This window comes from Yinghuangia seranimata (genome assembly GCF_029953285.1).
Lineage (GTDB): Bacteria > Actinomycetota > Actinomycetes > Streptomycetales > Streptomycetaceae > Yinghuangia > Yinghuangia seranimata.
In genome coordinates, this window is the sequence record NZ_JASAOI010000019.1 from 1 (window position 1) to 12,097 (window position 12,097).

14 protein-coding genes are annotated in these 12,097 nt (G+C 70.8%); 5 read left to right on the forward strand and 9 right to left on the reverse strand.

Translation table 11 applies throughout. The annotated features are described in order from the left end of the window. Window positions 1-82: 82 nt before the first annotated feature. From QI554_RS12990 to QI554_RS13000, 3 genes are all read right to left on the reverse strand, one after another. The gene (locus QI554_RS12990; RefSeq protein WP_281469468.1) at window positions 83-907 is read right to left on the reverse strand and encodes a glutamate ABC transporter substrate-binding protein; all 825 of its coding nucleotides are present in this window, start codon (window positions 905-907) and stop codon (window positions 83-85) included. Window positions 908-939: 32 nt separating this feature from the next. Beyond that, on the reverse strand, window positions 940-1,704 hold the full coding sequence (locus tag QI554_RS12995; protein ID WP_281469470.1) for an amino acid ABC transporter ATP-binding protein: 765 nt from the start codon (window positions 1,702-1,704) through the stop codon (window positions 940-942). A gap of 70 nt (window positions 1,705-1,774) precedes the next feature. Continuing rightward, window positions 1,775-2,899 (reverse strand): serine hydrolase domain-containing protein, encoded by a 1,125-nt coding sequence (locus QI554_RS13000; RefSeq protein ID WP_281469472.1) that lies wholly within the window; start codon window positions 2,897-2,899, stop codon window positions 1,775-1,777. A gap of 152 nt (window positions 2,900-3,051) precedes the next feature. On the opposite strand from QI554_RS13000, the gene ddaH reads away from it, so the two are divergent. Beyond that, the gene (gene ddaH / locus QI554_RS13005) at window positions 3,052-3,870 is read left to right on the forward strand and encodes a dimethylargininase (RefSeq protein WP_343230783.1); all 819 of its coding nucleotides are present in this window, start codon (window positions 3,052-3,054) and stop codon (window positions 3,868-3,870) included. Between the two features lie 79 nt (window positions 3,871-3,949). Here the strand turns inward: ddaH and QI554_RS13010 are convergent, their stop codons facing one another. The 6 genes from QI554_RS13010 to QI554_RS13035 form a co-directional block, all read right to left on the reverse strand. Further along, complete coding sequence (locus QI554_RS13010; RefSeq protein WP_281469476.1) at window positions 3,950-5,083, reverse strand: zinc-binding alcohol dehydrogenase family protein; 1,134 nt, start codon at window positions 5,081-5,083, stop codon at window positions 3,950-3,952. Window positions 5,084-5,153: 70 nt separating this feature from the next. After that, window positions 5,154-6,092: a ketoacyl-ACP synthase III gene (locus tag QI554_RS13015; protein WP_281469478.1), complete on the reverse strand. Its 939-nt coding sequence runs from the start codon at window positions 6,090-6,092 to the stop codon at window positions 5,154-5,156. Then, the gene (locus QI554_RS13020; protein WP_281469480.1) at window positions 6,089-6,337 is read right to left on the reverse strand and encodes a phosphopantetheine-binding protein; all 249 of its coding nucleotides are present in this window, start codon (window positions 6,335-6,337) and stop codon (window positions 6,089-6,091) included. Before QI554_RS13020 ends, QI554_RS13015 begins: the two co-directional genes overlap by 4 nt. A gap of 52 nt (window positions 6,338-6,389) precedes the next feature. Continuing rightward, window positions 6,390-6,617, reverse strand: a complete 228-nt coding sequence (locus QI554_RS13025) for a biotin/lipoyl-containing protein (RefSeq protein ID WP_281469481.1) — start codon at window positions 6,615-6,617, stop codon at window positions 6,390-6,392. 11 nt (window positions 6,618-6,628) lie between these two features. Continuing rightward, entirely contained in the window at window positions 6,629-7,612 is a 984-nt protein-coding gene (locus QI554_RS13030; RefSeq protein WP_281469483.1) for an alpha-ketoacid dehydrogenase subunit beta, read from the reverse strand. Further along, the gene (locus QI554_RS13035) at window positions 7,609-8,514 is read right to left on the reverse strand and encodes a thiamine pyrophosphate-dependent dehydrogenase E1 component subunit alpha (RefSeq protein WP_281469485.1); all 906 of its coding nucleotides are present in this window, start codon (window positions 8,512-8,514) and stop codon (window positions 7,609-7,611) included. The genes QI554_RS13030 and QI554_RS13035 overlap by 4 nt, the downstream gene beginning before the upstream one ends. Window positions 8,515-8,829: 315 nt before the next feature. Here QI554_RS13035 and QI554_RS13040 point away from each other — a divergent pair, with 315 nt between their 5' ends. From QI554_RS13040 to QI554_RS13055, 4 genes are read left to right on the forward strand one after another with little or no spacing between them, the layout of a single operon-like run. Then, entirely contained in the window at window positions 8,830-9,045 is a 216-nt protein-coding gene (locus tag QI554_RS13040; RefSeq protein ID WP_281469487.1) for an MbtH family protein, read from the forward strand. 30 nt (window positions 9,046-9,075) lie between these two features. Further along, a complete protein-coding gene (locus tag QI554_RS13045; RefSeq protein WP_281469489.1) occupies window positions 9,076-10,647 on the forward strand; it encodes an amino acid adenylation domain-containing protein in 1,572 nt (523 codons plus the stop codon). Then, window positions 10,644-10,865, forward strand: a complete 222-nt coding sequence (locus tag QI554_RS13050) for an acyl carrier protein (RefSeq protein WP_281469492.1) — start codon at window positions 10,644-10,646, stop codon at window positions 10,863-10,865. Before QI554_RS13045 ends, QI554_RS13050 begins: the two co-directional genes overlap by 4 nt. A gap of 10 nt (window positions 10,866-10,875) precedes the next feature. Continuing rightward, a complete protein-coding gene (locus QI554_RS13055) occupies window positions 10,876-12,063 on the forward strand; it encodes an NAD(P)/FAD-dependent oxidoreductase (protein ID WP_281469494.1) in 1,188 nt (395 codons plus the stop codon). Window positions 12,064-12,097: the final 34 nt, after the last annotated feature.

Here is a 12,097-nt window from a genome sequence, read left to right on the forward strand (position 1 = left end):
CCAACCGGGCCCCCCCGCCGCCGGGGCGGGGGAGGGGGCGGCGGCGCCCCCCCGGGGGGCGGCGCCCCACGGAGCCGCCGGGTCAGCTGACGATGACGCCGATCTGCGGCGCGGGCTCGGCGTGGTAGTTCGCCGGGCCGAAGTTCTTCTGGACGTACTTGTCCCAGGAGCCGTCCTTGACCATCTTCTCCAGGGCGGCGTTGATCTTCGGCGTGAGGTCGCTGCCCTTCGGGACGCCGATGCCGTAGTTCTCGTTGCTCATCTTGAAGCCGCCGAGCTTGAACCTGCCCTTGAACTCGGGCTGCGCGGCGTAGCCGGCGAGGATCGCGTCGTCGGTGGTCAGGGCGTCGACGGCCTTGTTCTCCAGGCCGGTCAGGCACTCCGAATAGCCGCCGTACTCCTGCAGCTGGGCGTCGGGCGCGATCTTCGTCTTGACGTTCTGCGCCGAGGTCGAGCCGGTGACCGAGCACAGCTTCTTGTTGTTCAGGTCCTGCGGCGTCCGGATGGAGTTGTCGTCCGAACGGATCAGCACGTCCTGGTGGGCCAGCAGGTAGGGGCCGGCGAAGTCGACCTTCTGCGCGCGTGCGGGGGTGATCGAGTACGAGGCGGCGATGAACGCGACGTCGCCGCGCTGCAGCATCGTCTCGCGGTCGGCGCTCTTGGCCTCCTTCCACACGATGTCGCCGGGCTTGTAGCCGAGCTCCTTGGCGATGTACGTGGCGACGTCGACGTCGAAGCCGGTGTACTTGCCGTCCGGGGTCTTCAGGCCGACGCCGGGCTGGTCGAACTTGATGCCGACGGCCACCTTCTTGCCGCCTCCGCTGTTGCTGTCGCTGCACCCGGCTGCCGCCAGGGACAGGGCCGCCAGGGCGGCCGCCGCCGCGGCCGTCGCCTTGCGAGGCCTCATCGCGCTCACCTCTTGGTGCTGGGCGGTCCCGGTCAGTGGTGCAGGATCTTCGACAGGAAGTCCCGGGCCCGCGCGGTGCCCGGGCTGCTGAAGAACCGGTCGGGCGTGGTCTCTTCCATGATCCGGCCGTCCGCCATGAACACCACCTTGTTGGCGGCCGAACGGGCGAAGCCCATCTCGTGGGTGACGACCACCATGGTCATGCCGTCCCGGGCGAGCTGCCGCATCACCTCGAGCACCTCGTTGATCATCTCGGGGTCGAGGGCGGAGGTCGGCTCGTCGAAGAGCATGACCTTCGGGTCCATGGCCAGCGCCCTGGCGATCGCGACGCGCTGCTGCTGGCCGCCGGAGAGCTGCGCCGGGTACTTGTCCGCCTGCGACGCCACGCCCACCCGGTCGAGCAGCTTGTGCGCCCGGTCCGCCGCCGCCTTCCGGTCCTTCTTGCGGACCTTGACCTGGCCGAGCGTGACGTTGTCCAGCACGGTCTTGTGCGCGAAGAGGTTGAAGGACTGGAACACCATGCCCACGTCGGCCCGCAGCGCGGCCAGCTCGCGGCCCTCGGCGGGCAGCGGCTTCCCGTCGATCACGATCTCGCCCGAGTCGATGGTCTCCAGGCGGTTGATCGCGCGGCACAGCGTGGACTTCCCGCCCCCGGACGGCCCGATGACCACGACGACCTCGCCCCGGGCGACGGTCAGGTCGATGTCCCGCAGGACGTGGAGGGTGCCGAAGTGCTTGTTGACCTTGCTCAGCACGACAAGGTCGTCCGGGGGCGGGGTGGAGGTGTCCTCGGTCATCGTCGCTCCGCTCGTCGGCTTCATCGTCCGTCGTCCGGCGGGAAGCCGCACGTCAGGCGGAGCATCGGGGTCAGGGCGAAGGCGGCGCGCAGAACTCGGCGTTCAGGAGCGGGAAGAGGGTCTCGGCGCCCCAGCTGCCGTTGTAGTTGAAGGCGAGCCGGTGTCGGCCGTCGTCGGTGGTGGCGGCCACGGTGATCGAGCCCTGCACGCCGCCGTCGTGGTACCAGAGCGCGGCGCCGCAGGGCATCGTGAAGTGCTCGATGCCGAGCCCGTAGGAGGCGCCCGGGAAGTCGGGGTTGGCGACGGTCGTCTTCATCTCCGCCAGCTGGCGCGGGGGCAGCAGCTGCCCGCGCATCAGGGCCCCGTAGAAGCGGTTCAGGTCCTCGGCGCTGGAGACGATGTCGCCGTTGCCCCAGCCCTGCGACGCGTTCATCTCGGTGACGTCGTCGATCCGGTCGGGCGCCGACGGGAACAGCTTGGCGTAGCCGCGGCCGCTCGGGTGCGGCAGGCGGACGCGGTCCTTGGGGGTGGACGTGGCCTTCAGCCCCAACGGCTTGAGGATCCGGTCGCGCACCTCGGCCTCGTACGACCGTCCGGAGACCTTCTCGACGACCATCGCGGCCAGCACGTCGTTGGTGTTGGAGAACGAGTGCCGGGCCCCGGGCGCGAACAGCGGCGCGTGCGAGAGGGCCACCTGCACGCGCGCCTCGGGCGTGAGGGTGTCGTAGCGGTGCTCGAGGAAGCCGTCGCCCGTCACGTACGTCTCGGCGTACCCCGGGTCGGCGAGGTAGTCGAACAGGCCGCTGGTGTGGTTCAGCAACTGCCGTACGGTGACCGCGCGGCCGTCGTTGCCGCTGCCCCGCACCACGCCGGGCAGGCGGCGCTCGACGGTGTCGTCGAGGCTGAGCCGCCGCTCCGCCTCCATCTGGAGCAGGACGGTGGCCACGAAGGTGTCGGTGAGGTTGCCGACCCGGAACCTGTCGTCCGTGCCGCGCGGCGCGCCCGTCCGCAGGTCGCCCACGCCCGAGGCCGCCTTCCAGACCCCGTCGGCGTCCCGCGCCTCGGCGGTGACGCCGGGGACCCCGGCCTGGACGGCCGCGTCCATCGCCTGCCGCGTCGCCTGGTGGCCGCCCGCCGCGCGGGCGGGACCCGTCAGGGCGGCGGCCGTTATCGCGGCCGCCGTGAAAACGACCACGCAGGCCCTGGACCTCTTTCTCGTTTTCAATTCCCGCTCCTGGGAGTTCGTCTGTCCCGTCGCCAGGACGGACCCGTCCGGATTTAATGGAGCCATTGTCCACAACAGCGCGGGGAAAGGGGATCCGAGTGCGGGAGAACAGCGGTACCGGAATCGGAGGGAAACGGAGTTCCCGGCCACGGCACTACCTCATGTGCGAGCCGACGTTCTTCGAGGTCACATATTCGATAAATCCGTGGATGGACCCCTCGCGCCCCACCTCCAACGCGCGCGGACTGTCCCAGTGGAAGACGCTGCACGACCTCCTGGTCGAACTGGGGCACACGGTCGACCTGGTCGAGCCCGTCGCCGGACTTCCGGACATGGTGTACTCGGCCAACGGCGCGACGGTCGTGGACGGCCGTGCGCTGGTCGCCCGCTTCCGCCATGAGCAGCGCGAAGGCGAGTCACCGGCGTACCTGGACTGGTTCCGGGTGCACGGCTGGGAGACGCGCCAGGCCGAGCGCGTCAACGAGGGCGAGGGCGACTTCCTGTACACCGGCGACGTCGTCCTGGCCGGCACGGGGTTCCGCAGCGCGCCGGAGGCGCACGACGAAATACGGGAGTTCTTCGGCGTGCCGGTGGTGGCCCTGACCCTCGTGGACCCCAGGTACTACCACCTCGACACGGCCCTTGCCGTGCTCGACGACAATGAGGTCATGTACCACCCCGAGGCGTTCTCGCCGGAAAGCCGGGAGGTACTCGCGGAACGATTCCCGGACGCGATTGTGGCGGATGCGGAAGACGCCGCGGTATTCGGCCTGAACGCGGTGTCCGACGGCCTCCACGTCATTGTTCCGGAACAGGCGAAGCGCCTGCCGGGGCAACTGCGGGAACGTGGATTCGTGCCCGTCGGGATCGATATGACGGAGCTGCTCAAGGGCGGCGGCGGCGCCAAGTGCTGCACCTTGGAGCTCCGCCCGGCGCGCTGACCGGAAGAGGGGACGGCCCCGGTGTCCGCACGGACACCGGAGCCGCCCCGTTTTCCCGCTTTCCCCGTGTGCGAGCCGGTCAGAGCGGGTTCACCCGGTACGTCGGGAAGTAGGAGCCGATGCGGCCGGCCGCGTAGTCGTCGGCCAGCTCGGGCACCTGGTCGAAGTCGTAGACCACGTCCGACCCCTTCGGCGCCATCCAGCCGTCGGCTTCCATGAAGTCCCGGATGCCCGGTGAGTCGGGCAGCCGCCATACGTGCGTGTTCACGTGGAGGTGCCGCGCGATGGACTCGGCCCCGCGCAGATGCGACAGGCGCATCCCCGCCTTCCATCCGCACGTGGTGACGACCCCTTCGCGGGCCAGGGCCGTCAGGGTGACGTCGTAGAGCGGCTCGCCGATGTTGTCGACGAAGAGCGCGACGCCGTGGCCGTCGCTGAGCTCGTCGACGAGGCCCAGGAACGCGCGCACCGACGTCCGGCGCCGCTGCTGCCGGTCCCGGTCGGCCCGCTCCCGCCGGCCGGGCAGCGACAGGTCGGGGTACCGGCGACGGTCCACCGGGGTGATGCCGTGCTCGCGCAGGAAGGCGACGCGCTCGTCCGAGCCCGCCGTCATCGCCACCCGGAAGCCGGCGCGCTTGGCCAGCATCAGCTCGGCGAACGCCACGCCGCCGCCCCAGCCGAACACCAGGTGGTCCGCCGGATCGCTGTCGGGCACCTGCGTCCGCCAGCACCCGTAGGCCTTCTGCCAGTTGTCCCAGGCGGTGAAGTACCGCCCGTACGCGGCCCACTGGGACAGCGAGTACGGCGTGCCGTCCGGGAGGGGCAGGAGCAGCCGGGCGTCCATCTTCGACCGCTCGGCCAGGAGACCGATGGTGCCGGGGCAGTCGTACGCGTAGGCGAGTTCGGCGTAACCGAAGCGGTCGAGCCTGCCGAACGGCATGAGCAGGCACAGGTCGCCTTCCCGGGCCCGGACACCGGGGCCGCCCCCGTTCACCGCGAGCACGCGGACCACCCCCAGGTTGCCGAGGACCACCGAGTCCTCGCCGCGGGAGCTGCATACGTCGATCGGCGAACGGGTCAGCGCGTGGTCCATGTTGGCCTCCCACGAGCCGAGGATCGGCTCGACCAGCGCCTCTCCGTCCTCGAGCGGGCCGAAGGCGAAGCGGTCCCGCAGCAGCGCGCCGCCGGGTCCGCCGGTGTGCCGGCCGGTCACCGCACCGGAGCGCAGGATCCAGGCTTCTGGTGCGTAGATGACAACCTCCGGTGATCGAGTACGTGCCGGGTCACGAGGCGGTGGAGGCCGGCACCCGGTAGTCCACCGAGACGCCGCCCCACGCCTCTCCGGCGCCGTAGGCCACCGCCCCGAGTCGTCCCGAGGCGGGAAGGAGACCGGCGTCCAACTCCTCGGCGAACGCCAGCGGGATCGTGGCGGACGACGTGTTCCCGGAGTGCTCGATCCGGTTCACGAAGGGCACGCCGAGATGACTGGTGAAGGCGCGGACCTGTTCCAGGATGCGGCCGTTCGCCTGGTGTCCGACCAGGACGGTCGGCGCGGGGCCGTGGTCGAAGAGGTACTGCGCCGATTCCGACATGCGCCGCACCGCGCGGTCGTAGACCTGCGCCCCGTCGAGGTGGATGCCGCCCGCGTCGGTCTCCCGCATCAGCGCCTCCTGGGCGCCGTCGCAGCCGGCGACGTGGCGGAAGCCCGCGAACTCCGCGCGCTCCTCGACCAGGACGGCCGCGGCGCCGTCTCCGAACAGGCAGGCCGTCTGCCGGTCCGTGCGGTCCACCATCCGGGACATGGCCTCCACCGAGCACACCAGGACGGACCGGGCCCGCCCCGCGTCACAGAGGGACAGCCCGGTGACCAGCCCGTAGACGAAGCCGCAGCACGCCGCGTTCATGTCGAAGGCGAGCACCGAAGGCCCCAGGCCCGCGAGGTGCGCCACCTTCTGCGCGATCCCCGGGACGCGCTGCCGCGACGACGTGCTGACGACGACGAGGGCGCCGATCGAGGCGGGGTCGGCCGACCGGGTCACGACCGGCGCGCAGGCCTCCGCCGCCACCTCCGCGAGCGGGGTCTCGTCGGGCAGCCAGGAGCGGGACGCGATGCCGCTGCGGCGCCGGATCCACGCGTCCGTGAGGCCGATCGCGGTGAAGTGCTCGTTGTCGACCCTCCGGCCCGGCTTCGCGGTGGCGATGTCGACGATGCCCGCGCTCATCCCTGGTTCGCCAGCTTCACGAAGTAGGCGCTGAAGTCGCTCAGGAAGGCGAAGCCTGCGGTGTCCGTCAGGTCGCCCCTGACCTGGAGTTCGCGCTCCAACTGCTGGTGCAGCTCGACCAGGTCGAGGGAGTCGAGGTCGAGGTCGGCGACGGGCCGGGTGAGGTCGTCGGAGGTCAACGCCGGGTCGCGTTCCCGCAGTTTGGCGAGCATGGTGTCCGCGATGCGGCGTTCGATGTCGCTCATGAGCCTTCTCCGTTCACGTGGCGGGACGGTGGGAACTGCGGGCGTGGGGCGATCAGTCGGTCGCCAGCCGGTACAGCACGTCGCCGGAGGCGAGGATCGTGCCGGCCGCCGCGGCGTGGGCGGTGAGCCGTCCGCCGCGCTCCGCCACGACCTCCACACTGGCCTTGTCGGTCTCGACGACCGCGACGACGTCCCCGCGCTCGACCCGGTCGCCGACGCCGGCGACCCACTCGACCAGCAGGGCCTCGGCGAGGCCGTGTCCGAACTCGGGAACACGCATGTCCTCCGCGCTCACTTCGTCATCACCAGAACCTCGTCCCTGATCTCGCGCACGCCGATCATGTAGTCCTTCTCGAAGTCCCCGGGGGGATACGCGCGGCGGTCGGGCGCCAGCCTGCGGACCGGGCCGCGGAGCGCGTCGTGGCCGTACTCGGCCACCGACGCGGCGATCTCGGCCCCGATGCCGACGTCCTTGGTCGCCTCGTGCACGACGAGCAGCCGTCCGGTGCGGCCCACGGACTCCAGGACCGTGTCCATGTCGAGCGGGGCCACCCAGCGCAGGTCCACCACCTCGACGTCGACGTCGGGGGCGAGGTCGTGCGCCGCCTCCAGCACCTCGTCGGTGATCGCGCCGTACGTGGCGACCGTCAGGTCGGTGCCGCGCCGCACCACCCGGGCCGCGGTCGGCGACCGCGCGGGCTCGGCGGAACGCGGAGGCGAACTCCGGCGCCAGTACAGGCGGATCGGCTCGTACACGACGACGGGCGAGCCGAGCGCCACCGCGTACCGCAGGATCTGGTCGGCGTCCTCGCCGGTGGAGGGACACGCCACCGAAATGCCCGGGACGCGGGCGAAGAGCGCCTCGTTGGAGTCGTTGTGGTGCTCGACGCCCCGGAACCCCCCGGCCGTCGGGATCCGCACCACCAGGCTCGGACTGATCCGCCCGTTCCACCGGCCGCCGACCCGCGCCGCCTGCGTCACCAGCTGGTTGACCGCGGGGTAGGTGAATCCGTCGAACTGGATCTCGCAGACCGGCACCAGCCCGCTCATCGCCATGCCGACCGCCTGGCCCACGATGGTGGACTCGGCCAGCAGGGCGTCGCGCACCCGGTCCGCGCCGAAGCGCTCCCGGAGTCCGCGGGTCACCCGGAACACGCCGCCCAGGCGCCCGATGTCCTCGCCGATCAGCACCAGCCTCGGATCCTGGTCGAGCAGGTCGGCGAGGGCCGTGTTGATCGACTCCGCCAGACAGGGGGAACGCACGGTGCCCGTCACGCGTACTCCTTCGTCAACCGTTCACGTATCTCCCGCACTTCGGTCTCGACGGCGGCGAACCACGCGGCGTCCACCAGGCCTTGGCCGCGCAGCCGGTCGGCATAGCCCGTCACCGGGTCCGCGGCCTTGGTCCGCGCGATGTCGTCGGAGCTGCGGTACACCTCCTGGGCGTCCGCCGTGGTGTGGCCGTTGATGCGCCCCACGCGGATCTCGACCAGAAACGGGGCCCGTTCGCCGCGGATGTGGGCCGCGGCCCGGGAGCAGGCGGCGAACACGGTCTCCGGGTCCCGGCCCGGGACCGCGGCGGACGCGATCCCGAAACCGCGGGCGCGCTCGGCCACCGACGTGCGCATCTGCTCCTCGGCCGGCTTCGAGATGGCCCAGCCGTTGTTCTGGACGACGAAGAGCACGGACGCCGACTCGACGGCGGCGAGGTTCATCGCCTCCGACATGTCGCCCTCGCTGGTGGCGCCGTCGCCGACGTACACGACGACGAAGTCCTCGAGCCCCTGCATCCGTCGCCCGATCGCATAGCCGACCGCGTGCAGCGTCTGTGCGGCGAGGACCATCGTGTACGGGAAGAACCGCACCCGGTGCGGGTCCCACCCGCAGAAGGTGCGGCCGGTCCACTGCGCGAGCAGTTCCTCCGGCGTCACACCGCGCAGGAGCGCGACCGCGTGCTCGCGGTAACTGGGAACGACGGTCGCGGCCGGCCCCGCGGCGAGCGCGGAGCCCACCTGGGCGGCCTCGTGCCCCTCGCAGGACGGCCACAGGTCGAGCACGCCCTGCTTCTGGAGCCGCCGGGCCTCCTCGTCGACGCCGCGCGCCACCAGCATGTGGCGGAGCAGCGTTCGGCGTGTGTCGTCGTCCGGCGCTGTTTCGTTCTCGGATAAAGACTTCACGGCCATTGACCACCAGTCGCAGGTTCGTCGAGGGGATTTCTTTCGTCGGACGAGGATTTCCGGCGCTTCTGAACCCGAATTCGAGCAGGCCCTTCCAGGGGCCGATGAGCGGTCATGGTGGCACAGAACCCGAGGAGGGGTACAGGTCCGGGCGGACGGCCCGGAGTGCGATCCGACCGCGCTTGTGGGGTTAGCGGCCGGGTCCTACGGTGTGGCGTCAGCATTACCGCGTCGGCGGATGCCGGGTGTCCTGTCGACAGGACGAAGCCGATTTCCCGTAGCGCGTCACCTCTTGACGAATTAAGGACGGTGCCCGTGAGCACGAATCCCTTCGACGACGAGGACGGCCGATTCCTCGTGGTGGTCAACGACGAGGAGCAGCACTCCCTGTGGCCGGTGTTCGCCGATGTGCCCGCCGGCTGGCGGGTGGTCTTCGGCGAGGCGTCCAGGGCCGAGTGCCTGGAGTACGTCGAGCGGAACTGGACCGACATGCGGCCGCGGAGTCTGCGGGAGGCGATGGCGGCGGACTGAACGCGACAGGGGAGTCACGGGAGCCAGTCGATGATCCTTCAGGGAAAGCGGGTCGCCTTACCCTCGGCGCCCGTCGTCCACAAGCGGTTCGAAGCCCACGCCGAAGCCACCCCCGACGCCGTCGCCGTGGTCTGCGCCGGGCGGCGGACGACGTACGCGGAACTGAACGCGCGGGCCAACCGGTTCGCCCACCACCTCATCGCGCGCGGGCACGGCCGAGGCGCCAAGGTCGGCGTCTGCCTCGACTACTCGACCGACATGGTCGTCGCGATCCTCGGCACGCTGAAGGCGGGCGCGGCCTACGTGCCGTTCGATCCGTCCTATCCGGCGGCCCGCCTGCGGCTGCTGCTCGGCCAGGTGCCCGGCCTCGCCCTGATCGTGGCGTCCCCCGCGACGGCCGGACTGGTCGCGTCCGCGGCCGTCGAGGTCGTCGACATCGAGGGGCTGTCCGACCACCTCGCGACCCTTCCGGCGACCGCACCCGACGTCCGGATCACCGGGGACGACGTCTGCTACGCGGTCTTCACCTCCGGGTCGACGGGCACGCCGAAGACGGCCGCGGTGCGGCACGAGGGCTGGTTCAACCTGCTGAACTGGCTGACGCTCGAGTACGGGCTGCACGCGGGGTCGCACAACCTGGTCGTCAGCGCGTTCGGCTTCGACCTGTCCCAACGCAGCCTGATGGCGCCGCTGTTCTGCGGCGCCACGCAGTACCTGATGGCCAGCCGGAACTTCGACGCCGCGATGGCGTACCGCATGCTCGACCAGCACGACATCCGCGTCGTGCACTGCGCTTCCAGCACGCTGTACCTGCTGGTGGACTGGGAGACCGCGCGCGGCGGAGACGCCCTCACCCGGCTCGACTACATGCTGTTCGGCGGCGAGCCGCTGCACGCCGAGCGGCTCACGGACTGGGCCCGGCGCGCCGGGAACACGTGCACCCTGCTGCACCAGTACGGCGTCGCCGAGTGCACGGACGTCGCCACGTCGTTCGACCTCGCCGGCTACCGGCCCGGCGTACACGACATCGCACCCGTCGGCACGCCGGCCTACAACACCGACATCCACGTCCTCGACGACCGGATGCGCCAAGTCGCGCCGGGGGAGTACGGCGAGATCTGCATCTCCGGGCCCAGCGTGGGCGCGGGCTACCTCAACGGCGCGGGCCCCGAATCCGACCGGTTCACCACGGTCGTGGCCGACGGCGAGCCGCTGCGGCTGTACCGCACGGGCGACCGCGGCCACGTGAACGAGGCCGGGGACCTCGTGATCGCCGGGCGGATGGACGCGCAGGTCAAGGTGCGGGGCATGCGCATCGACCCCGCCGACGTCGAACGCGCGCTCGGCAGACTGGCCGGAGTCCGGCAGGCCGCCGTGGTGGTCGACCGCACGGACGCCGGCGACGCCGAGCTGATCGCGTTCCTCGTCCCGGAGGACGGCGACCTCGACGACAACGACGTGCGCGCCCGCCTCCTCGAGGCGCTGCCGCGGAACATGGTCCCGACCAGGTTCCGCAACGTGCCGCGGATTCCGCTGAGCCCGCACGGGAAAGTGGACCGCGCCGCGTTGGCCGAGGAATTGCGGCAGGCGGGGATCTCATGATTACCGACCGGGTGCTCACCATCTGGCGCCGGGAACTTCAGCGCGACGACATCGCGGTCGACGACAACTTCTTCGCCGTCGGCGGCCAGTCCGTGATCATGGCGAAAATCCAGTGGGCCTTCATCGAGGAACTGGACGTCGAGATTCCGGTGGACCAGATGTTCCGCAATCCGACGGTGGCGTCGATTGCCGCGTACATCGAATCCCTGCACACATAAAGGAGGCGCCATGTACGACGTCATTGTCATCGGTGCCCGTTGTGCGGGTTCTCCGACGGCCATGTTGTTCGCGCGGCAGGGGTATCGCGTCCTGCTCCTGGAAAGGGCGCGGTTCCCGCAGGACACGTTGTCCTCGCACTACATCCACCAGCCGGGCGTGGCGCTGCTCGACCGGTGGGGCCTGCTCGGCCGGCTCCGCGACGCGGGCTGCCGGCCGATCGACCACCAGAGCTACGAGGCGCCCGGTGTCCGGCTGGACGGCTTCTCCCTGCCGGTCGACGGCCACCGGACCACGTACGCCCCGCGGCGGTTCGTGCTCGACCCGGTCCTCGCCGCGGGCGCCGTGGAGTCCGGTGTGGAGTTCCGGGAGTCCTGCGCGGTCACCGACCTCGTCTTCGAGGACGACAGGGTCGTCGGCGTGCGGTACACCACGCCCGGCGGCGCCGAGACGACGGACCGGGCGCGGCTCGTCGTCGGCGCGGACGGCATGCGCTCGCTGGTGGCGCGCAGGACCGGCGCGCCGAACGTCGTCGAGCATCCGCGGATGACGTCCACCTACTACAGCTACTGGGCCGGGGTTCCCTCGCACTTCGAGCTGTACGAGCGGCCGGGCCGGTGGATCGGGGTCATCCCCACCAACGACGACCTCACGCTGATCATGACCTACTTCCCGCAGAGCGAGTTCTCCGACGTCCGCGCCGCGGTGGAGCCCGCGTACCTCGAAGCCGTCCGCACGACCGCGCCCGAGCTGTACGAGCGGATGTCGGCGGGCCGCCGGGTGGAACGGCTCTACGGCACGGGCCACCAGGAGAACTACTTCCGCAAGGCCTTCGGGCCCGGCTGGGTGCTGATCGGCGACGCGGTGCACCACAAGGACTCCATCACCGCCCGCGGTATCACCGACGCCTTCATGCAGGCCGCGTCGCTCACCGGGCACATCGGCGAGCGGTTGCACGACGACACCGGGCTCGAGGCGGCGCTGGAGCGCTACGAGGCCGACCTGGACGACGAGTTCTCCGGTTTCTACCAGAGCGCGCTCAACGTGGCCGAACTCAAGCCCGGTGGGCGGGTGGAGATGCTGCGGAAGCTGGTCGGCCACCAGGACCTGGTCGACCGGTACTTCTCGACGGTGTCGGGCGCGTGCTCCATCGACGACTTCTACAACACCGAACTTCTGACGGTGCTCAACCAGAGCTGACCGGTGGCGTGCGCCCAGGTACTCCTGCCGATTT